Raw genomic sequence first — 19,769 nt, 5'->3', positions numbered from 1 at the left:
CCTCCCGCCCTCATCTGTGTCCTGCCATGGGCGCAGCTGGTGGCAAGCGCTATCCTTTACGTAATGACTATTCAGCGTAATACTTCAATGTCGGCCAATGATTTTGGCCAGCCCACCCGCCGAGGCGTCCTTTCTGAGGGCGACCGCGTTCAGGTTCGCGACCCCAAGGGACGTTTCCACCAGGTGATTCTCGTGAGCGGTGGTCGTTTCCAATCCAACCGCGGCGGATTCAACCATAACGACGTCATTGGCCGTCACGACGGCCAGGTGATTGTCACCGAGGAAGGCCGCCAGTTCCAGATCCTGCGGCCCCTGCAGGTCGACTATGTGATGTCGATGCCCCGCGGCGCCGCCGTCGTCTATCCCAAGGACGCAGGGGTCATCACCCACATGGGGGATATTTTCCCCGGCGCGACTGTCGTCGAGGCCGGCGCCGGCTCCGGCGCGCTGTCGATGGCTCTCCTCGATGCGGTCGGCCCGCAGGGTCGCCTTATTTCCGTGGAGCGGCGCCAGGACTTCGCTGACATCGCGGCCGCCAACGTTGACCTGTGGTTCGGCCGCCGCCACCCCGCATGGGACCTGCGCGTCGGTGACGTCGACGAGGTGCTGTGGTCGGCCGAAGAGGGCAGCATCGACCGGATCGTACTCGACATGCTTGCTCCCTGGGAGAACATCGAGGCCATCACCCATGCGCTGATTCCGGGCGGCGTGCTCGTGTGCTACGTCGCGACCGTCACGCAGATGTCACGTCTCGTCGAGGATCTGCGCGCCTCCGAGCGTTTCACCGATCCGATCGCCTGGGAGGACATACGCCGCGAGTGGCACCTCGACGGCCTGGCCGTGCGCCCCGAGCACCGCATGGTGGCCCACACCGGTTTCCTCGTGGTCACCCGCCTCCTCGCGCCTGGCGTCACGCCGCAGGAGCGTTCGACTCGTCCGGCGAAGGCTGCCGAAGGCCAGGGCGGCGCGTGGGACGACGAGCCGGACTGGTCGCTGGAGAAGGTCGGTCAGCGCGTGAACTCTGAGAAGAAGGTGCGCAAGGTCCGCCGTGACGTCGTCGCGCAGGCCGACACGTGGGCGTCGGAGGGACGTGAGGCAGCGACTGATGAGTGAGGTCGAAGAACGCCAGGCACTTGAACGACGCCTGATTTCGCTGGAAGAAAAGAACGGCCGCCTCACCACCGCGCTGACGACCGCCCGCACGGAGCTGATTCGCCTACAGGGGGAGCTGGCCGACGTGTCGCGTCCTCCCCAGACTCTCGCAACGTTCGTGCGAGCGTTTCCCGCTTCACGCCAGATCGAGGTCGTGACGGGCGGCAAGCGCATGCGCGTTGCCGTCACTCCGAAGCTTGATGTCACTAACCTCTCGTACGGGCAGTGGGTGCGCCTCGACGACACGATGATCGCCGTGGCCGCGGATGACTTCCCGCGCAGCGGGCAGGTCGTCTCCGTTCTCGAGCTCGTTGGCCCCGACCGCGTGCTTGTGGCGACGGAAGGTGGAGCGGAGAATCTCCTTGAGCTGGCCGGCCCTCTACGCCACGGAAACCTGCGTCCCGGCGATTCTCTCGTCGTGGACGCCCGCTCGGGCATCGCCTTCGAGCGCATCGTGCGTGAGGATGTCGAGCAGCTGCTCACCCCCGAGGTTCCCGACGTCACATACGAGGACATCGGTGGTCTCGACGATCAGATTGCGCAGGTGCGTGACTCGATCGAGATGCCGTTTAACCATCCTGAGCTGTACCGCCAGTTTGGCCTGCGCCCGCCCAAGGGCATCCTCTTGTATGGGCCTCCCGGGTCGGGCAAGACTCTGATCGCGAAGGCCGTTGCCAACTCGCTGTCGAAGCGTGGGGGTGCGTCGACCTTCTTCCTGTCGATCAAGGGCCCCGAACTGCTGAACAAGTTCGTCGGCGAAACCGAGCGCCAGATTCGCGCCATTTTCGCTCGCGCACGGACCCTCGCAGCCGGCGACACCCCAGTCGTCATCTTCTTCGATGAGATGGAGGCCCTGTTCCGCACGCGTGGCACGGGCGTGTCCTCAGACGTCGAAACGATGATCGTTCCGCAGCTCCTCGCCGAGATGGACGGCGTCGAATCCCTCGACAACGTCGTGATCATCGGCGCTTCCAACCGCGCCGACATGATCGACCCGGCGGTGTTGCGCCCGGGGCGCCTCGACGTGCGCATCCGCGTGGATCGTCCGGACCGCGCGGGTGCCCTCGATATCTTCTCGAAGTATCTGACGCCTCAGGTGCCGATCCATGCTTCGGAAATTGAGCGTTTCGGCGGCATCAACGAGGCTGTGGCGGGCATGAGCGAACGCGGCGTCGACGCGCTCTACGCGCGCAATGAGACGACGGCGCTCTTCCTCGCAACCCTGGTGAATGGCGACCACAAGCGAATCTACCTGTCCGACCTCGTGTCTGGCGCTCTCATTGCCGGCATCGTCGAACGCGCAAAGAAGTACGCGATTAAGGACGCGCTGATGGGCGCCTCTTCCGGCCTGAGCATGGATCATCTGCTGCGCGGGGTGCACGAGGAGATGAACGAGTCGCTCGAACTCGCTGCCACCTCCTCGCCGGAAGACTGGGCTCGTACCAGCGGGCTGGCCCCTGAAATCGTCAGCGTGAAGCCGATTGGAACGGTGAAATGAGCAGCGAACGCATTATTGGAACCGAGACCGAGTACGGCGTTTACCGTCCCGGCGACGCGTGGGCAAACCCGATTGCTCTGTCGACGACGGTCGTGACCACGTACGGCGAGATCAGCCGCGAGGGCACTCCGGCCCAGGGCGCGGGCGTCGTCCGCTGGGACTACACGGGGGAGGACCCGCTCAACGACCTGCGCGGCATGCGCATGTCCCGTGCTGCGGCAGACCCGTCTTTGCTCACTGACGATCCGTACCACCTCGCACCGTCCGGTGGTTCGGAGCGCGTCGCGCGGCCGACCCCCGAAGAACTCGCCCTCCCGGCGGCGACGACCGCCGTCCTTACGAATGGCGCACGCCTGTACGTCGATCACGCGCACCCCGAGTACTCCGCGCCCGAAACGATCGGTGCGCGCGATGCGCTCCTGTGGGACCGCGCCGGCGAGGTGATCGCCCAGCGCGTCATGGCACGCCTGGAAGAACTCGGCGAAGAACCTATCGTCCTCGTTAAGAACAACACCGACGGCAAGGGTGCTGCCTACGGTACCCACGAGAACTACCAGATGCCCCGCATCACCGACCTTGATGCGATCGTGCGAGGACTCATGCCCTTCATGGTGACCCGCCCGGTCATCTGCGGTGCCGGCCGCGTGGGACGCGGGCAAAAGAGCGAGGTCCCGGGCTTCCAGATGTCCCAGCGCGCCGACTTTGTGGAGAACGAAGTCGGACTGGAGACCACTTTCAACCGCCCAATCATCAACACACGCGACGAGCCGCATGCGAATCCGGCTCAGTTCCGCCGACTCCACGTCATCGGCGGCGACGGCAACATGTTCGACGTCTCGGCCTTCCTGCGTTTTGGCACCACCTCGCTCGTCCTGTGGGCAATCGAGCAGGGCACCGACCTGCGCTGGGATTCGATCGTCATGGACGATCCCGTGCAGGAGACCTGGAACGTGTCGCACCATCCCGACCTCGACTACAAGGTGACGACCGCGGGCGGCGCCTACACGGCGGTAGAGCTCCAGCAGGTCTACTTGGATCTGGTTCTCGACACTTTTGAAGAAACGGGCACGACACCCACGCAAGCCGACCAGGAGATCCTCACGCTGTGGCAGTCGGTGCTTGATCGCATGCGCGCCGATCTCTTCTCGGTGGCCACCGAGGTCGAATGGGTGGGCAAGTACCAGCTCGTGAAGAGACAGAAGGAACGCGCCGGGCTCGAATGGAACGATCCGCGACTGGCTGCCATCGACCTGCAGTGGGCGGACCTGCGTCCCAGCCACGGCCTCGTCTATCGACTCGCGAAGGCTGGCATGGTCACACGCCTTGTGTCCGATGAGGAGGTCGAGTACGCCGCGGATGTGGCGCCCACGAACACTCGCGCTCACGTGCGCGGATGGGCGGTGGCCAATCGACCCGACCTCGTGAAGGCCTCATGGTCCTCGCTCGTCCTCGACCCGGGCGAGGGTGACCTCATCCGATTCCCGATCGCCGACGCGCGCGATACATCCACTCGATAAAGAACGACAGAAAGCAGAACCCATAATGTCGAATCAGATTTTCGCAGGCGGCCCGACCCCTGAAGATGACGCTCTCGAGGCGGCCGGCCAGGTTCAGGCGCGCACCTCGTCGATCGACTCCCTCCTCGACGAGATTGACTCCGTTCTTGAAACCAACGCTGAGGCGTTCGTCCAGGGCTTCGTCCAGAAGGGCGGCCAGTGACGTGAGGCGTCGAGTTTTCGGCATCGAAACGGAGTACGGGCTCACGGCCGCGTCCCCGAGCGGGGGCGCCCCAATGGATGCCGAGCACGCCGCTCGCCAGCTGTTCGAGCCACTCCTGCATCAGGGGCGCTCCTCGAACCTATTTCTGCGTAACGGCGGGCGTCTCTACCTCGACGTGGGCGCTCATCCCGAGTACGCGACTGCCGAGTGCGATCGTCTTGAGGATTTGCTCGAGCAGGATCGCGCCGGTGCCTCCATGCTTGCGGATTTGGCAGTTCAGGCAGACGAGGCCCTCTCCGAGCTCGGCTCAGACCTGCACTTGCACCTGTTCCGAAACAACCTTGACTCGCAGGGCAACTCCTACGGCTGCCACGAAAACTATCTTCTCCATCGGCGCCGCGATTACCGTCAGGTCGCGGATGCTCTCGTCGCATTCTTCGTGACGCGCCAGATTCTCGTCGGTAACGGGTGGATCAACACCGCTGCGGCGACGCCGCGTCTGCAGTTCTCCCAGCGTGCCGATCAGATGTGGGATGCCGTGTCCTCGGCGACCACGCGCTCGCGTCCGATCATTAACACGCGCGACGAGGCCTTGGCTGATTCTGGCGCATATCGACGCATGCACGTCATCGTCGGTGACACGAACGTCGCCGAGCCGACGACTGCCTTGAAGATCGGTATGACGGAGCTCCTCATCCATGCGATCGAGGACGGTCTGCAGATCGAAGACCTGTCGCTCGCTGATCCGATGCGTGCAATCCGCGAGATCAACTCCGACCTGTCCGGCTCGGCCCCCCTTGAGCTGGCCAACGGACGCACGACGAGCGCCGTCGCGCTGCAACGAGAGATCCATGAACGTGTGCTTGCCCGTATCCCAGTCGCGGAGCTGGATCCTATGCGCGCCTACGTCGTCGACCTGTGGGGCAGGGGCATCGATGCCATCGCCAGCGGTGACTGGAGCAACATCGACACCGAGCTGGACATCGCGATCAAGCACAAGCTTCTCACGTCGTACTGCGCACGCAGTGGGGCGAGCATCACTGATCCGCGCGTGGCTCGGCTTGAGCTGTCTTACTCCGATATCACCGCTGATGGCCTGTGGGAGCGAATGGAACGCGCGGGACTCATGCGACGCCTCACGACCGTCGAGGGTGTCCATCGCGCGCAGACGATCGCGCCTGCGACGACCCGCGCTCACCTGCGCGGACGCATCATCGCAGCCGCCGAAGATGCCCGCGCCGACCTGAGCGTCGACTGGGTGCACGTGCGTCTCGATGAATCGTCGACGATTCCGTTGTCCTTGCAGGATCCGTTAGCCACAACCGACCCGCGTGTTGACGCGCTCATCGCGCAGATCGACTCTCAGTCTCCTACGATTCCCGCATGAGCCCCGAGTCGTCGTCACCTGATTCCCGCGCCGTCAGCCGTGCACGCGGTTCCTCGCAGCGCGCGGCTGCGCGTGCACAGCGCTCTCGTGGCATCTCCCGCGCATCTATGTTCCTGCGCGTTGTTCTCGCGGTGGTTCTCATCGCTGCGGGAGGTGGACTCGCCTGGTGGGCGTTCCACCCCCGCCCCGCCGCAGACGAAGCGAGCGCGCCCGAATCCGCTACCCAGTCGACAACCCTCGCTCTGTTCGACCGCGTGACCGTGTCCGGGCGCGTCGGCGCGACACCGACGATCGAGATCAAGGCCCCGCTCGAGCTTGACGGTTTCAAAGCACGCGTGCTCGAGGAAGGCAGCGGTCGTGAGATCACTGAAGGCTCACCCGTCCTCGTCTCTGTCACCGCTTTCGATGGAACTAGCGGACGCATGCTCTCCGAGTCCGGCCGCCCCCAGATGAGCCTCGGCATCGTCGGCTCCGGCCAGATCAATGACGACCTGTCACGTCTGGTCACAGGCAAGCGCGAGGGCACGCGTGTTCTCGCATTCCGTTCCATCACGATGGGTGACGGATCGCCAAATACCATCGAAGTCGACGTCGTCGATATCCTGCCTTCGATCGCAACCGGTACCTCGGTCGACGCGAGCGTCGGTCCGATGAGCGTTGAGATGAGCCCGGAGGGGCCGATCATCAGCCACATTGACACGCTGCCCGGCGGCGTCACGACCCAGACCCTTATCAAGGGTGATGGGGTACAGGTCCACGAAGGCGACCGGGTCGTCGCGCAGTTCACGGTTCTCGGCTGGACCGACGGTACTGTGCGCGTGTCCACGTGGGAGACCGGCGTCCCCGAGGTCATCAACTTGGGAACGGCGATGAAGGGGCTCGCAACGGCCCTCGTAGACCAGAAAGTGGGGTCACGACTGGCCATCACAATCCCTCCGGACCTGGCTGCCGGTGACGACACTCTGTGTGTCGTCATCGATATCCTCGGTACAGAACCTGGTACTGCGACGAATGGGGACCAAGCACCTCAGTCGTGACCGTTCAGCTCGTGAGAGCCGTTTCGCACAAGGCTTGTGGCTTGTGGGACACTGGGAGGCATGCTGAGATGGATGACCGCCGGTGAATCGCACGGACCCGCACTGCTCGCAACGATCGAGGGACTGCCCTCCGGGTTGCATGTGACGACGGAGGACCTGCGCCGTGGCCTCGCGCGTCGTCGCCTCGGCTACGGCCGTGGCGCTCGGCAGAAGTTCGAGGCCGATGAGGTATCGATCCTGGCCGGCGTGCGTCACGGCGTGACAATCGGCGCCCCGGTGGCTATTCGCATTGGCAACTCTGAATGGCCCAAGTGGGAGACGGTGATGAGTGCCGATCCGGTCGATCCGTCGGGGCTTCTCATCGACGCGGGAACGGGAGACGAACGCGAGATCGCTCGTAACCGGCCGCTGACAAGGCCCCGGCCCGGTCACGCGGACCTGCCCGGAATGCTGTCCTACGACCTGTCCGATGCTCGCCCCGTCCTTGAGCGCGCGAGCGCCCGTGAGACTGCCGCCCGCGTTGCGCTCGGTGTGCTCGCCGAAGCCCTCCTCGAGCAGGTCGCCGGCGTTCGTCTCGTGTCCCACGTCGTCTCCGTTGGGGCCCAGCACGCCACGGCCTCGTTGACGCCTACTCCCGCGGACGAGGCGGCGCTGTGCGAGGCCTCGATGCGCACACTCGATCCGGAGGATAACGCCCGCTTCGAGGCAGCCGTCGATGCTGCCAAGCAGGCGGGCGACACGATCGGCGGCGTCGCCGAAGTGATCGCATACGACGTTCCAGTCGGCTTGGGGACACACGTGACCGCGCGCGAGCGCCTCGATGCGCGCTTGGCCGCCGCACTCATGTCGATCCAATCCGTCAAGGGCGTTGAGATCGGAGACGGTTTCACGCAGGCCGCGCTGCTCGGTTCCGCGGCCCACGACGAAATCGTGCGGGGCGAGGATGGTCACCTGGCGCGCGCCTCCAACCATGCCGGAGGCATCGAAGGAGGTACGTCCAATGGCGCGCCGATCGTCGCACGCGCTGCTTTCAAGCCGATCTCGACCGTTCCGCACGCCTTGCGCAGCGTCGACCTTGCAACGGGTGAGGAAGCGGTGGGCTTGCACCAGCGCTCCGACACTTGCCAGGTGGTGCCCGGCGCAGTCATCGCCGAGGCGGAGGTGGCTCTCGTGCTCGCGGATGCCCTGTCGGATCACGCTGGCGGCCGATCGGTTGGCGAGATGCGCAGGAATCTCGAGGCGTACCTCGCGGTGGTGGGCGAGCGCGCATGAGTGCTCAGTGCCCCGTCGTTCTCGTGGGTCTGCCAGGTGCGGGCAAGTCCAAGGTTGGGCGCCTGCTCGCCGAGCGGTTGTGTGTTGACCACATCGATACAGACGCCCTCGTCGTTGAGCGCGAAGGCCGTCCGATCGCTGACATCTTCGCCACCGACGGTGAAGCGGCTTTCCGCGTGATGGAGACCGAAGCGGTCGCCGATGCGCTCACGCACGATGCCGTCGTGTCCCTGGGCGGGGGAGCTGCAGCGACCCCCGCCGTTCGGGAGCTCCTATCCGGGCACACGGTCGTCTACATCGATGCTCCCCACGAGGAGCTCGTTCGTCGAACCGCCTCGAAGACGCATCGGCCGCTACTGGCCGAGGACCCGTCCGGCACGCTCGCGCGCCTGCGCACCGAGCGGGAGCCTCACTACCGATCCGTCGCCACCATCGTCGTCGAGTCAGGGGCTGGTCCCGTCGACGACGTCGTCACCGCCATCGCCCAGCAGTTGGAGCACGCATGAGCACGATTATCCGCGTCACCGGAGAACACCCCTCGACTATTACAGTTGGACACGGACTCGGCTTCAAGCCGATCTACGAGGCCCTCGACGAGGCCGCGACGAAGGCGCTCATTATTCACGCGCATCCTCTCGCTAGCCGAGCGGAGGCCCTGGCGCAGTACCTGCGTGAACAGGGGATCGAGGCCTCAACTGCCGACCATCCCGATGCCGAGGCCGGCAAGTCAATTGAGGTTGTTGCATCCCTGTGGGACGAGTGCGGTCGTCTCCAGCTCGGACGTAAAGACGCGATCGTCGCCATGGGCGGGGGAGCGACCACCGACATGGCTGGTTTCGTCGCCGCCACGTGGCTGCGCGGTATCACCCTCATCAACGTTCCGACGACGCTCCTCGCTATGGTTGACGCGGCCGTTGGCGGTAAGACAGGAATCAACACGTCCGTCGGGAAGAACCTCGTCGGTTCGTTCTATCCGGCAACCTCCGTGGTTGCCGATATGGATCTCCTCGAGAGCCTTCCTACACCCGATCTGGCGGCCGGTGCCGCCGAGGTCATTAAGTGCGGCTTCATCGCCGACCCGGAGATTTTGCGCATCGTCGAGGAGACGGAACCAAACGAGCTTCTGCGATCGTACAGCCCGCAGCTTGCTGAGATCACCACCCGCGCGATCGCAGTCAAGGCCCGCGTTGTTTCTGCCGACCTGACGGAGGGCGGCCTGCGCGAAATCCTCAACTACGGACACACCCTCGCGCACGCCATCGAGCGCGCGAACGACTACACCTGGCGCCACGGCAATGCCGTTGCTATCGGTTGCTGCTTCGCGGCACGCCTGGCCCAAGCCCGGGGGCTGCTCAGCGCTGACGATGTTTCTCGCCACGACCAGCTTTTCTCACGCGTCGGGCTGCCGACTCGCTACGAGGGAAGCACTCTCGACGAGCTCACCCACATCATGCTCTCCGATAAGAAAGTACGACGCGGCATCCTGCGTTTCGTCCTCCTGGACGGCATCGCAAATCCCGGGACGGTCTCCGTCGATCCGCAGGAGCTGCGGGCCCCCGCGTCTCAGATCGGCATTCGCGCATGAGCCTCATCGTGTTGATCGGAGTGACTGGCTCCGGCAAAACCACCGTTGGACGTGAGCTCTCCCGCCGTCACGAACTGCCGCTCTACGAGGTCGACGCCGCCGTCGAGGAACGCCTCGGCGCACCTATGCGCACCCTCGTGGTCGGACGCGATCCGCACCTGGCCACCACAGCACGCGTAGAAGCCGAGCGGCTCCTTGGTCTCGACGAGGGCATTGTCACGCTCGGTGCCTCTCAGCCGCTCGACCCAGCTACTGCCTCGTCGATCGAGCGGACGCGTGCAAACGGCGCGTTCGTCATCGAGCTCAGCGCCGATCTTTCCGCGGTATCACGCCGAGAAGGCCTCGGCGCTCCGCGCTCGGTCGGCCTGGGTGCGCCCCGCGCCGTGCTGACCCAGCTCATGAAACAAGCGCGCGAGGCATACGCCTCCGTGGCCGACACAACAGTGGATACGAGTGACCGCACCCCGCAAGAAGTCGCGGATTTGGTCGCACGCGCGTGTAAACTGACCTCTGATTACTGATTCCTTCTCAAGTGAGGTACCCCTGTGGCAACGACCAATGATCTGAAGAACGGCCTGGTTATGGTGATCGACGGCCAGCTCTGGCAGGTTGTCGAGTTCCAGCACGTGAAGCCCGGCAAGGGCCCGGCCTTCGTGCGCACCAAGATCAAGAACGTCCTGTCCGGCAAGACCGTCGACAAGACCTTCAACGCGGGCCTGAAGATCGAGACCGCGACCGTCGACCGTCGCGACATGACGTACCTGTACCAGGATGGCACCGACTACGTCTTCATGGATCAGTCCACCTACGAACAGATCAACGTTCCCGCCGAAACCGTGGGCGACGCCCGCAACTTCATGGTGGAGAACCAGAACGTTATCGTCTCCCAGCATGACGGCACCGTCCTGTTCGTCGAGCTGCCCGCCACCGTCGTTCTGACGATCACGCACACGGAGCCCGGTCTGCAGGGCGATCGTTCTTCCGCCGGCACCAAGCCCGCGACGCTGGAGACCGGCTATGAGATCCAGGTCCCCCTCTTCATGGAGGAAGGCACCCGCGTCAAGGTTGACACCCGCGACGGCTCGTACTCGGGTCGCGTGACCGACTGATGTCGCGCCAGCACCGTTTCACCTCGCGCACGAAGGCCCGCAAACGCGCCGCCGACGTGGTTTTCGAGGCGGACCAGCGGGGGATGGGCCGCGACCCCGAGGTCCTGCGCGACCTGCTGCGCGAGCGGCGCGTCATCACCGCCGCGCAGACGCCCCTGCCGGAGTACTCGATCCAGATCATCGCGGGCGTGGCCGACAGCCTGCGCCGCATCGACGACCTGATCGAGGCCCACGCGCGCGTCCCCGGGCTGGACAGGGTGGCCGCCGTGGACTTGGCGGTCATGCGCGTGGCGGTGTGGGAGATGCTGGCCAATTCGGACGACGTGTCGCCGATCGTGGCGATCGACGAGGCGATCTCCATCGTCCGTTCGATCTCCACCGACGCCTCGCCCCGTTTCGTCAACGCGGTGCTCGACGCGATCCGCAAGGACATCGCCTCCTCGTGGGCGCGGCGCGGCGGGGACGACGGGGACTTCGACGAGGCGGGGGCTGGGCAGGCCGATGGCGCGGCTGGCGACGACGGCGCTGGTGCCGGGGACACCGGAGACGCTGGTACGGCAGGCGCTGATCGGCCCAGTGATGGCGCTGCGGACCGTTCTGGCGGCGGGGAAGCCCCCGTCGGCGGGGACGGTGGTGCCGATACTGCCGGAGTCGGCGGGCAGGGGAGTGCCGACCGGACCGGTGGCGCCGACATCGGCACTGATCCCGATTGGGCCAGCGGCGGCCCGAGCGGCAGCGGCGCTGCCCACGTGGACGGCGGTATTGTCGGCCCCGATGGCGCCGTCACCGGCTTGGACGCCGCCGAGGGCAGCGGTCCCCACAGCGCCGATCCGGGCGCACCGGTGGCGGACCGCCTCGAGGATCTGCCTGCTCCGACCCGCGCCCTGCCCGAGGGCGCCGAGCCCGTCGAGTCCGCGGAGTTGGTCGACGACGAGCTGGACGAACTGCTCGAGGAGTACTGACCACTCGGCGACCAGTGCTGTGACTGCATGCCCGCCCTTGTTGATCGTTGATCATAAGGCGTAGCCGCCGCACTGGTCGGCGAGCGCGCGCGAAGATATACTCGCAGCGGAAGGCCTGGCCACCGGAGTTCCGCATTGTTCTCGACACGCGGTGCCAGGTATTCGTCAACTCGGCTCGCGCTGGTCTTCGATCGCGCGGAAAGGCATCCGAACGCTAATGGTGAGGAACATCCGTGAGCGCATTGGTTCTCTGCTGCCAGCGACGGTGACGAGCTCCGAACTGGTGTCGGACACCGTTCCAGTCATCCACGCCGGAGCCATGGGGCTTCAGATTTGGGGCGCTTTCGTGGGGCAGAGCGCGGGCGAGGCGATGTGGGACGAGATGGACCCCCAGGACCTCGCCGTCCGCTTGAAAGCATTCGAGATGAACCGTCTGCTGGCGGTGGACGGCGGCCCGGGCTGGTTGCACCTCGATTTCACGAACGGCTGGATCCGCGTCGTGGCGGACACGTGGGAGCCGTGGTCGATCATCCTGCCTGGAATCTGGTGGACCGGAGATATATGAGGGCATCAACCCAGAACCACTGAGGCCGAGCAATGAATGACACCAATTTAGAACAGCGGTGCCGTGTGCTGCTGGCCAGTAGACCGAGTTGCGCCTGGTTGATCTGCCGCAGCAAATGCGCAAAGCCTGGTTCGACGAGAACTCCCGTGGTGAGAACGGCGCCCTTCGTGAGCTCGCGCTCGACGACGCCCTCTGGGACCAGTTCAACCGGGACTACGACGCCTGGTACGCCGAGCGCCCCCGGCCCGGTGCGCCCGGGCGCCTCCAGCCGTGAGATGGCGGGCGCACGGCGGCGGCAGGGAGCCGACGCGCCCCGCGAGGGCCGGGCGCCGGCTCCGCGCGGCGGCTACTATCGGTGGGGAGAGGTGCTGGACCATGCCGAGGCAGGAAGTATGAGACGGTTCGCAAGAACGGATTTGCTCGCGGAGGCGGGGCCCGTCGAGGAGTTCTCCGCTGAGAGCGCTCCCGAGGCGGTCGCCGACGGGATCACCGAGGTGCTCACCGCGCCCAGGTGCTTCGACGGCTCGCACATGTACGCGATGGTCGTGTGGGAGCTGCCCCCCCGGCGCCGAGCGCCCCGAGGACGTGGCAGCCGACGACCCCGCGCGTTCGACGTACATCCAGTGCGCGGGCTCCACCGGGGTGATGACGGTCGAGATCCGCGTCACCGGCCAGGACGGCTCGTACAAGCATTACGTCGTCGCCCGCGAGCCGGTCGCAGATCCTGAGAGCTGGATGGGCATCGAGTGAGACCCCGGCGAGGGCGGGCCCGCCGCCGTCCGCGTCCACCCCGAGGAGGTCTTCACCGGGGAGCAGGCCGCCCCCGTGTTCCGCGCCTACGTGGTCGACGGGCGCCTGCCCGCGCCCGAACTGCTGCGCCCGCTTGACATCTGAGCGCTGGTCGTGGTCCCAGGGAGTGCGCGATTCCCTGAGTCTCCACACCATTCTCAAGGAAAGGGTGCATATTTTACTGTACTCATGGTCAGAATTGAAATATGACTCATATGAGTAGTGGGATGATTTGAAATAATTTGAGGTCAAATGATTTGAATTACTAAGATGAACATGTTCCGTTTCATATATTCTGTCAGACAATTCGATCGTTGGGCCTGGTAGCCTTGAGGTAGCTCTAGCTGTCAGATTAGGGTTACCGGAGGACGAAGGGGAACTCCCACGTCACACACACGCACATTCAAAGTCGTCCGTGCGCTACTGGTTCAGTGTCTGGTGTGTTCGACATTCTTCATGCCGACGCTAGCCAATGCTGCTACAGAGCACGACTCTGAATTCGATGAACTCTTGGCGCTGAATCCAGGAGTGTCCGCCTCTGAGCTCGCGAGCGCACTCGATGCCGAATCCTCGGAGAAGGGGATGTCTGTTCAAGAGTACGCGCGAAGCGTCCTGGCTGAACAGCGCGCTGCGAAGGAGAAATACGAGTCCGAAATGCAAGATATGCAGATCGGAGGAGGGGGCGCGGACCTGGCCTCTATCGACGGAACAGCGGGTGCGACGTATTTGCTTCCGAAATCAGACTACGTCGGTGATGTCTACTGGAGTCCTGGGGTTCCACATTACGGTCATGTTGGGATATTCTCCGGACGTGATTGGATTGTTGAGGCGGCTGGAAAACCTGGAGGGTCGAACTGGGACTGGGTGTGGAATGTAACAGTTCCCTCGGGAACCGTCCTTTTTTACTTCCACACCTCTCAGGCGACCCAAGACGCTGCGGCGGCTTACGCCTACAACCATCTGCTCCACTACCCCTACAACTGGCGTTTCTGGTCGAACAAGGAGTACAATATTAAAAGTCTGAATTGCTCGCAGTTGGTGTGGTACGCCTACTACTATGGTGCAGGCCTTGATGTTGATGGCGATGGGGGCAATGCTGTTTTCCCGTCGGACATCCGCGATAGTTCGCTCTCGTACATCTACAGGCGACTCTGATCGAGGCGGTGCGGCATGGAACACGGCATTCGCCGTATCAGTAATGCGCTGTGCGCATCTGCGAGCGCGGCCGCATTGGTCGTCTGCTGTGTTTCATGCGCGCACTCGACAACGGAGGACGTGGGGTACCTGGAGGGGTTCACGACCTCGGGCGCGTTCCTGGTCGTCAGGCTGAGCAGTCAGGGGATCAGGAACGGGCTGCCCCCGGATACCGCGAACGGGTACCTGGTCGCCTTCCAGCAGGACGGCAGCATGAGCGCCGCGTGGACCCAGGGGCTCCTCAGCTCGGAAATGACTTGGAACGGGCCGGTGCTCAGTGTCGGCGACTCGGCGTACGAGTACCTGATCACTGACGACGGCGCCTCGGCGTTCCCCCGCACCGTGGACGGCGGGCACGAGGTGGGGCGCATCGTCTCGAGCACTGACGGCAGCGTCCTCAGTTTCTACGTCGAGGGCCCCGTGCAACGGGCGTACAACATCGACAGTGGGGGAATCAGGGATCGGTCTGAGAACCAAGAGTTCTATCTGACAAACGGGGAGTGCGGGGGGAGGGTGCTCTCGTCCACGTCCACGAGGATCACTCCCATCCTTCAGGAAAGCGCATCCGAGTTCGCCGCCTCCCGCCCGCCGAGCGCAGCGGAGTCGGACGGCGCGCAATCGGACTCCGCGGAGTCGGGAGCGCCCGACGGCTACGACATACTCGCTCAGGTCTACCCCCACGATGGGGACCTGCCCCCGGTGCTCGCGGTGGCTCCCAGGGAAACACGGATCGAAGTGTTCCGCACGGATCTGTGGTGTGCGGACGATGTCTTCTACCACCTCATGTATTTGGACTCACCTGAGTTCGTCACACGCGATTCGGATGGCGACGAGGGGAGGACGACCATTTTCCTCAACGAATGGGACCTGGGAACGGGGGAGCGCCGCATCCGGATGGTGACGGACGAAGAGGGGGCTCCTTTCGCTGTGGGTTATCAAGAAACTGCTTTCTTCGGCCAGTACGATGAGCAGTTCTACACGTTCGCGACGCCCTACGGCCATGTGTTCAAGCTCGACGCCCAGTCGGCACGGGTCACGCAATTGGCGACGCTGCCCTTGGCGAAGCCCGAGCTGAGGAGTGCGCGATTCTACGTGCGCGACGGCTACGCCTACGCGATCGAACCGAGTGAGGACGGGGGGGCGCCCCCTCAGTTCAGCGCGTGCCGTCTTTCCGACGGGCGGTGCTCGACGCCGAAACCGCTGGAAGGGCTCGAGAAGAAGATGCGCGGCAGTCTGCTGGGAGGGGAACAAGTTCTCCAATCCTTCGCCGTGCGCCCCGGCTACATCCCCGACATCGACTCGTGACGCCCGGAGACGCTATGGCGTGAAGGGGGAGCCGTGTCCCCCGACAGCCGACGGGCACCGCCCCGAACCCGCTCCGGCACGGGCGCGCCGAATGGACCCAGCCGCGCGCCGGAGCGGGGGACGGCGGCTCACAGCGCGGTGCGCGTCGCCTTCACGTCCCAGTGCTCGGGCCCGTCGGTGAGGACCTCGAAGGTCCACTCGCCGGGCAGCTGTGCGATCTGAGCAAGCAGCGGACGAGGCAGGTGGGGAGCGCGAATGATGAAGGATTCACCGGCGTTCATCGACTGGGCTGCGCCGAGAACAGCTGCGTGACGGAGACGGTGGGGGATAGCGGTCGCATCAATGGTCGGTTCGGCGACGTCGTGCTCGCCGCAGCCACAGCCGCCACCGTGGACCTCGGGGTGGGGAAGCTGTTCGATCGTCATGGTGTGGCCTTTCTATAGAGAAGTATCTGAGGCGCTGTCGGCGCTCATTGAATTTTACCGGCTTTGCCCCTTTCATCGCAGCGCCAACAGGACTACGTATCGCTCACGAAGCCGAGATACCCGGTAGGGGTATACCAAGATACCCCTACGGGGTATAATTCGCCGTCACACGGTGACAGGCTTACGTCACTGACAAGCGGGCCGCGGAGTATTCGACACGCATCGCCCTCAATACCAACCAAATGCTCATACATTGAGCCGTTTGACACCAGTTCATAACCGACGCCTTTCATGCGCACGCGACTCTTGACACTGAGTGTAAGCGTTTGTATTCTGGTGGCGTGACGCCGATGGCACCGTCGCCATCATCACCCGCGTACACCAACAACACTGGAGAGACAGCAATGACGCATCTATCCCACATTTTCGATATTCGTACGTCTCCACCCACGTCCCTGACGCTCGAGTAGCAACGTACAAAGTGGCTCATGGAGTTCCTCAAGACGTACGCCGTGCTCGTCATCGTGTATGGCGGCTTCTACCTGCTACGTACGAACTTCAAGTCCGCGCAGCCTTTCCTCGTCGAACAGGTCGGGCTAACGACGACTCAACTCGGCACAATCGGCTTCGCCTTCTCGCTAACCTACGGCTTCGGCGGACTCATTCTCGGGTTCTTCATTGATGGCAAGAACACCAAGAAGGTCATCTCCGCACTGCTGCTCGCCTCGGGTGTCACGTCGGTCCTCATCGGCCTCGTGCTCGCATGGTTCCACAGCCCATACGGCTGGATGATCCTCCTGTGGTCACTCAATGGCCTCTTCCAGGCTCCCGGCGGCCCCTGCTGCAACTCGACGATGAACCGATGGACGCCCCGTGCCCTGCGCGGTCGCTTCATCGGCTGGTGGAATGCCTCGCACAACGTTGGCGCGATGGTGGCGGGCGTTCTCGCTCTCTGGGGCGCGAACACGCTGTTCAACGGATCTGTCATCGGCATGTTTATCGTCCCCGCCGTCATCTGCATCCCAATCGGCATATGGGGCTGGTTCTTCGGTAAGGACGATCCCAAGGAGCACGGTTGGAACACGCCCGAGGCGATCTTCGGTGAACCCGAGTCGAAGGCTGATGCGGTGACAAGCTCCGTCTCCAAGGGCCGGATCCTGCTCGATTACGTTGTCAAGAATCCTGCCGTCTGGTTCCTGTGCATCGCTAATGTGGCCGCGTACTGCGTGCGCATTGGCATCGACAACTGGAACGTGCTCTACACACGTCAGGAGCTTGGTTTCTCCGATTACCTTGCGGTGAACACGACCATCGCGCTGGAACTCGGCGGCCTCGCCGGCTCTCTTCTGTGGGGATACTTCTCAGACAAGATGGGCGGTCGGCGCGCCCTGAGCGCCGCTATCGGCATGGGCGCTGTGGTCATCCCGCTCTTCGTCTACGCGCATGCGACGACAGCTCTTGTCGTCTACGGAGCTCTCTTCATGATCGGCTTCCTTATCTTCGGCCCCGTCACCTTGATTGGCATCTGCGTCATCGGTTTTGCGCCGAAGACCGCGACCGTGGTCGTCAACGCAGTTCCTCGAGCATTCGGCTACGTCTTTGGCGATTCGATGGCCAAGGTTCTTCTCGGCCGCATTGCAGACCCGACGAAGGACGGCGTAACGGTCCTCGGACTGCACCTCCACGGCTGGTCATCGACATTCACCGTGCTGTTTGCATCCGCAGCGGTTGGCCTCGCCTGCCTGATCATGGTCGCATTCTTTGAGGAGCGTAACCTGCGCGCTGACCGTGAATTCAGCGAAGCGAAGGAGGAATCGTGAGCATGACGGTTGATATGGAGCATTTGCTCAACGCGGCTATTGAGGCTGTTCGCAGGGGGATGAACATTGCCCTTCACCCACCCGTCGAGCTTGACGTTCACACGAAAGCAAATCGTAACGACCTCGTCACAGCCGTCGATAAAGCGATCGAAGCGGATATTGCCTCCCATCTTCACGCGGTGACAGGCTTACCACTTCTGGGGGAGGAGGGGCACGCCGTTGACTCTTTCGCTGGACTCGTCTGGGTCCTTGATCCGATCGACGGCACGATGAACTACGTGGAAACCCACCGCGATTATGCGGTGTCCTTAGCCTTGTGCGAGGACGGAACTCCGGTCCTTGGCGTGGTCGCCGACGTTGTCGCCGGACGCATTTATCACGCGATCCGAGGCCAAGGAGCGTGGGTCGATGGGGTGCCTCTCACGCAGGCAACGGATGTGTCAACGTATCGTGACGCCATCATCATCACCGACATCAAAGAGATCCTCGCGCTGCCTCGGCTTGCCCGCGCGCTTCAGGACAGCCGTGGCCATCGGCGCTACGGCTCCGCAGCGCTCGAGTGCGTGGAAGTTGCTGTCGGCCGGGCTGGAGCATTCGTCCACATGTGGGTCTCTCCGTGGGATATCGCCGCAGCGACGCTCATCGCCACCGAGTGCGGTGCGCTCGCGACGCGCTTGGACGGAACTCCGCTCGACGTGCGCTACAAAGGATCGATTCTCCTCGGCACACCCAACGTGCATGCCACGCTCGTTGAGTGCCTGATGTCCTCAGTGCAGTAAGCGTGGACGGTCGCGTGGGCCGGGCTTACGGGCAGTTCGTTCCGCGCGGCTATCCCGTGCTCGCCCGCACGACGAGTTCCGTTTCAACACGTTGACGAGCCGGGCTGCCACCGTCGCTGAGCGCTCGTGCGATCGCCTGATCGACAGCGAGGCTCGCGACACGCGACGGCGCACGGTCAATCGACGTCAGAGAGAGGGCGCGCGACGAAGCGATCGCCGAGTTATCGCAGCCCACAACCAACATATCGCGCCCCGGAACGAGGCCGTCCCCGAGGAGAGCAAGAATGGCGCCGTGCGCGCACTGGTCGTTGTAGCAAACGAGCGCATCAACTCCGGCAGGGAGACCCGCTCGGACAGCGAGGAAGCCAGCGTCGACGTTGTCACCGCCCGGCACAGTGAGCGCATCGACCTCGTGAGTGATGCACGCCTGCGTAAAAGCCGCTTTGCGCGCTCGTGCGGAGGGCCCGGGAGGCCCTTCAAGGAAGGCAATGCGTCGGCTGCCACGTTGGGCGAGAAGAGCAATCGCTTGCCCCATACCGCGTTCGTTGGAGCTCGTCACAAGATCAATGTCTCGACGAGGCGCGCGCTGACCAATGAGGACGGCCGGAGTATTCGGAAAGCGCGTCGAGATGCAGGTCGAGTCGACAGCAATGACGGCCTGAGCGCGCAGCTGCAGAACAGACTCCCAGGCTCGGTCGACATCACGCGAGGTATCAATCGACTCCACAATGACCCGAAACCCCCGATCCTCAGCGTATCGGAGGGCCTCAGCACGGTAGCGAACATGTAGTTCCTGGCTGAGGGAACAGACGAGGCCCAGGATCTGCGGCCGCGCCGAAGCGAGGAGCGACGCCGCGATGTTTGCCCGGTAGCCGAGCTGTTCGGCCACCTTTTCGATTCGTTCACGTGTTGGGGCTGCGACGCGCGGAGATCCCCCAAGAGCGCGTGACACGGTCGCGATCGATGTTCCGGCAGCGAGAGCGATATCGTCGAGCGTCACGCGCTGTCCAGACATCTGACGGTCGTGCGCCAACGGCGTCACACCGGTCCTTTGCCCGGGCTTGGACTGCTTCGACTGCTGGCTCATTCCTGCAGTCTAACGCCACTCACGTGGTGTTTCACACGTGGAGGCGTCACACCGGCTCGTGACGAGGAGCGTAGGATTGATGTA

General features: G+C 64.0%; 21 protein-coding genes. 19 read left to right on the top strand and 2 right to left on the bottom strand.

Translation table 11 applies throughout. The features are described from left to right. Positions 1-63: 63 nt before the first annotated feature. The 17 genes from FOC40_RS06325 (at position 64) to FOC40_RS06245 (ending at position 15,574) form a co-directional block, all read left to right on the top strand. Positions 64-1,113, top strand: a complete 1,050-nt coding sequence (locus tag FOC40_RS06325) for a tRNA (adenine-N1)-methyltransferase (protein ID WP_039929797.1) — start codon at positions 64-66, stop codon at positions 1,111-1,113. Continuing rightward, complete coding sequence (gene arc / locus FOC40_RS06320; protein WP_003796756.1) at positions 1,106-2,650, top strand: proteasome ATPase; 1,545 nt, start codon at positions 1,106-1,108, stop codon at positions 2,648-2,650. Before FOC40_RS06325 ends, arc begins: the two co-directional genes overlap by 8 nt. After that, positions 2,647-4,167 carry a depupylase/deamidase Dop gene (gene dop / locus FOC40_RS06315; RefSeq protein ID WP_003796754.1) on the top strand — a complete coding sequence of 507 codons (1,521 nt, stop codon included), beginning with the start codon at positions 2,647-2,649 and terminating at the stop codon, positions 4,165-4,167. Before arc ends, dop begins: the two co-directional genes overlap by 4 nt. Positions 4,168-4,192: 25 nt before the next feature. Beyond that, positions 4,193-4,369 carry a ubiquitin-like protein Pup gene (locus tag FOC40_RS06310; RefSeq protein ID WP_003792371.1) on the top strand — a complete coding sequence of 59 codons (177 nt, stop codon included), beginning with the start codon at positions 4,193-4,195 and terminating at the stop codon, positions 4,367-4,369. 1 nt (position 4,370) lies between these two features. Then, positions 4,371-5,756: a Pup--protein ligase gene (gene pafA / locus FOC40_RS06305; RefSeq protein ID WP_039929795.1), complete on the top strand. Its 1,386-nt coding sequence runs from the start codon at positions 4,371-4,373 to the stop codon at positions 5,754-5,756. Next, complete coding sequence (locus FOC40_RS06300) at positions 5,753-6,793, top strand: FKBP-type peptidyl-prolyl cis-trans isomerase (protein WP_039929794.1); 1,041 nt, start codon at positions 5,753-5,755, stop codon at positions 6,791-6,793. Before pafA ends, FOC40_RS06300 begins: the two co-directional genes overlap by 4 nt. A 60-nt stretch (positions 6,794-6,853) precedes the next feature. After that, positions 6,854-8,065, top strand: coding sequence for a chorismate synthase (gene aroC, locus FOC40_RS06295; protein ID WP_003796750.1), 1,212 nt, complete (start codon positions 6,854-6,856; stop codon positions 8,063-8,065). Continuing rightward, positions 8,062-8,571 (top strand): shikimate kinase, encoded by a 510-nt coding sequence (locus FOC40_RS06290; RefSeq protein ID WP_003796748.1) that lies wholly within the window; start codon positions 8,062-8,064, stop codon positions 8,569-8,571. Before aroC ends, FOC40_RS06290 begins: the two co-directional genes overlap by 4 nt. Then, complete coding sequence (gene aroB, locus FOC40_RS06285) at positions 8,568-9,650, top strand: 3-dehydroquinate synthase (RefSeq protein WP_003796746.1); 1,083 nt, start codon at positions 8,568-8,570, stop codon at positions 9,648-9,650. The genes FOC40_RS06290 and aroB overlap by 4 nt, the downstream gene beginning before the upstream one ends. After that, the gene (locus FOC40_RS06280) at positions 9,647-10,171 is read left to right on the top strand and encodes a shikimate kinase (RefSeq protein ID WP_003796745.1); all 525 of its coding nucleotides are present in this window, start codon (positions 9,647-9,649) and stop codon (positions 10,169-10,171) included. Before aroB ends, FOC40_RS06280 begins: the two co-directional genes overlap by 4 nt. Before the next feature lie 24 nt (positions 10,172-10,195). Next, positions 10,196-10,759 (top strand): elongation factor P, encoded by a 564-nt coding sequence (gene efp, locus FOC40_RS06275; RefSeq protein ID WP_034512184.1) that lies wholly within the window; start codon positions 10,196-10,198, stop codon positions 10,757-10,759. Continuing rightward, positions 10,759-11,721, top strand: a complete 963-nt coding sequence (gene nusB / locus FOC40_RS10885; protein WP_003796744.1) for a transcription antitermination factor NusB — start codon at positions 10,759-10,761, stop codon at positions 11,719-11,721. The genes efp and nusB overlap by 1 nt, the downstream gene beginning before the upstream one ends. A 217-nt stretch (positions 11,722-11,938) precedes the next feature. Further along, positions 11,939-12,286 carry a hypothetical protein gene (locus FOC40_RS06265; protein ID WP_003792381.1) on the top strand — a complete coding sequence of 116 codons (348 nt, stop codon included), beginning with the start codon at positions 11,939-11,941 and terminating at the stop codon, positions 12,284-12,286. Positions 12,287-12,374: 88 nt separating this feature from the next. Next, the gene (locus FOC40_RS06260; protein WP_231125980.1) at positions 12,375-12,560 is read left to right on the top strand and encodes a modification methylase BabI; all 186 of its coding nucleotides are present in this window, start codon (positions 12,375-12,377) and stop codon (positions 12,558-12,560) included. A gap of 311 nt (positions 12,561-12,871) precedes the next feature. Continuing rightward, complete coding sequence (locus FOC40_RS10850) at positions 12,872-13,036, top strand: hypothetical protein (RefSeq protein WP_331251197.1); 165 nt, start codon at positions 12,872-12,874, stop codon at positions 13,034-13,036. A 495-nt stretch (positions 13,037-13,531) separates the two neighbouring features. Then, entirely contained in the window at positions 13,532-14,230 is a 699-nt protein-coding gene (locus FOC40_RS06250; protein WP_003792384.1) for a hypothetical protein, read from the top strand. Positions 14,231-14,245: 15 nt separating this feature from the next. Next, positions 14,246-15,574 (top strand): hypothetical protein, encoded by a 1,329-nt coding sequence (locus FOC40_RS06245; RefSeq protein ID WP_081445542.1) that lies wholly within the window; start codon positions 14,246-14,248, stop codon positions 15,572-15,574. Between the two features lie 128 nt (positions 15,575-15,702). On the opposite strand, the gene FOC40_RS06240 is transcribed toward FOC40_RS06245, so the two are convergent. Continuing rightward, the gene (locus FOC40_RS06240) at positions 15,703-15,999 is read right to left on the bottom strand and encodes a DUF2249 domain-containing protein (protein WP_003792386.1); all 297 of its coding nucleotides are present in this window, start codon (positions 15,997-15,999) and stop codon (positions 15,703-15,705) included. 488 nt (positions 16,000-16,487) lie between these two features. On the opposite strand from FOC40_RS06240, the gene uhpT reads away from it, so the two are divergent. After that, on the top strand, positions 16,488-17,819 hold the full coding sequence (gene uhpT, locus FOC40_RS06235) for a hexose-6-phosphate:phosphate antiporter (RefSeq protein WP_003796733.1): 1,332 nt from the start codon (positions 16,488-16,490) through the stop codon (positions 17,817-17,819). 2 nt (positions 17,820-17,821) lie between these two features. Next, positions 17,822-18,598, top strand: a complete 777-nt coding sequence (locus FOC40_RS06230) for an inositol monophosphatase family protein (RefSeq protein ID WP_003792388.1) — start codon at positions 17,822-17,824, stop codon at positions 18,596-18,598. 49 nt (positions 18,599-18,647) lie between these two features. On the opposite strand, the gene FOC40_RS06225 is transcribed toward FOC40_RS06230, so the two are convergent. Continuing rightward, positions 18,648-19,685, bottom strand: a complete 1,038-nt coding sequence (locus FOC40_RS06225) for a LacI family DNA-binding transcriptional regulator (protein WP_003796730.1) — start codon at positions 19,683-19,685, stop codon at positions 18,648-18,650. Positions 19,686-19,769 lie beyond the last annotated feature (84 nt).

It is taken from the genome of Schaalia odontolytica (assembly GCF_009730335.1).
In the GTDB taxonomy this organism is placed as follows: Bacteria; Actinomycetota; Actinomycetes; order Actinomycetales; family Actinomycetaceae; genus Pauljensenia; species Pauljensenia dentiphila.
The sequence above is the reverse complement of the archived record's forward strand: the minus strand, read 5'-3'. Positions and strand labels throughout refer to the sequence as shown.

What these genes read in the sequence shown, in the direction of transcription:
- FOC40_RS06325 (WP_039929797.1), top strand. Translation starts at nt 64, where the DNA reads ATGACTATTCAGCGTAATACTTCAATGTCGGCCAATGATTTTGGCCAG.
- arc (WP_003796756.1), top strand. Translation starts at nt 1,106, where the DNA reads ATGAGTGAGGTCGAAGAACGCCAGGCACTTGAACGACGCCTGATTTCG.
- dop (WP_003796754.1), top strand. Translation starts at nt 2,647, where the DNA reads ATGAGCAGCGAACGCATTATTGGAACCGAGACCGAGTACGGCGTTTAC.
- FOC40_RS06310 (WP_003792371.1), top strand. Translation starts at nt 4,193, where the DNA reads ATGTCGAATCAGATTTTCGCAGGCGGCCCGACCCCTGAAGATGACGCT.
- FOC40_RS06300 (WP_039929794.1), top strand. Translation starts at nt 5,753, where the DNA reads ATGAGCCCCGAGTCGTCGTCACCTGATTCCCGCGCCGTCAGCCGTGCA.
- aroC (WP_003796750.1), top strand. Translation starts at nt 6,854, where the DNA reads ATGCTGAGATGGATGACCGCCGGTGAATCGCACGGACCCGCACTGCTC.
- FOC40_RS06290 (WP_003796748.1), top strand. Translation starts at nt 8,062, where the DNA reads ATGAGTGCTCAGTGCCCCGTCGTTCTCGTGGGTCTGCCAGGTGCGGGC.
- aroB (WP_003796746.1), top strand. Translation starts at nt 8,568, where the DNA reads ATGAGCACGATTATCCGCGTCACCGGAGAACACCCCTCGACTATTACA.
- FOC40_RS06280 (WP_003796745.1), top strand. Translation starts at nt 9,647, where the DNA reads ATGAGCCTCATCGTGTTGATCGGAGTGACTGGCTCCGGCAAAACCACC.
- nusB (WP_003796744.1), top strand. Translation starts at nt 10,759, where the DNA reads ATGTCGCGCCAGCACCGTTTCACCTCGCGCACGAAGGCCCGCAAACGC.
- FOC40_RS06265 (WP_003792381.1), top strand. Translation starts at nt 11,939, where the DNA reads ATGGTGAGGAACATCCGTGAGCGCATTGGTTCTCTGCTGCCAGCGACG.
- FOC40_RS06250 (WP_003792384.1), top strand. Translation starts at nt 13,532, where the DNA reads ATGCCGACGCTAGCCAATGCTGCTACAGAGCACGACTCTGAATTCGAT.
- FOC40_RS06245 (WP_081445542.1), top strand. Translation starts at nt 14,246, where the DNA reads ATGGAACACGGCATTCGCCGTATCAGTAATGCGCTGTGCGCATCTGCG.
- FOC40_RS06240 (WP_003792386.1), bottom strand. Translation starts at nt 15,999, where the DNA reads ATGACGATCGAACAGCTTCCCCACCCCGAGGTCCACGGTGGCGGCTGT.
- uhpT (WP_003796733.1), top strand. Translation starts at nt 16,488, where the DNA reads ATGGAGTTCCTCAAGACGTACGCCGTGCTCGTCATCGTGTATGGCGGC.
- FOC40_RS06230 (WP_003792388.1), top strand. Translation starts at nt 17,822, where the DNA reads ATGACGGTTGATATGGAGCATTTGCTCAACGCGGCTATTGAGGCTGTT.
- FOC40_RS06225 (WP_003796730.1), bottom strand. Translation starts at nt 19,685, where the DNA reads ATGAGCCAGCAGTCGAAGCAGTCCAAGCCCGGGCAAAGGACCGGTGTG.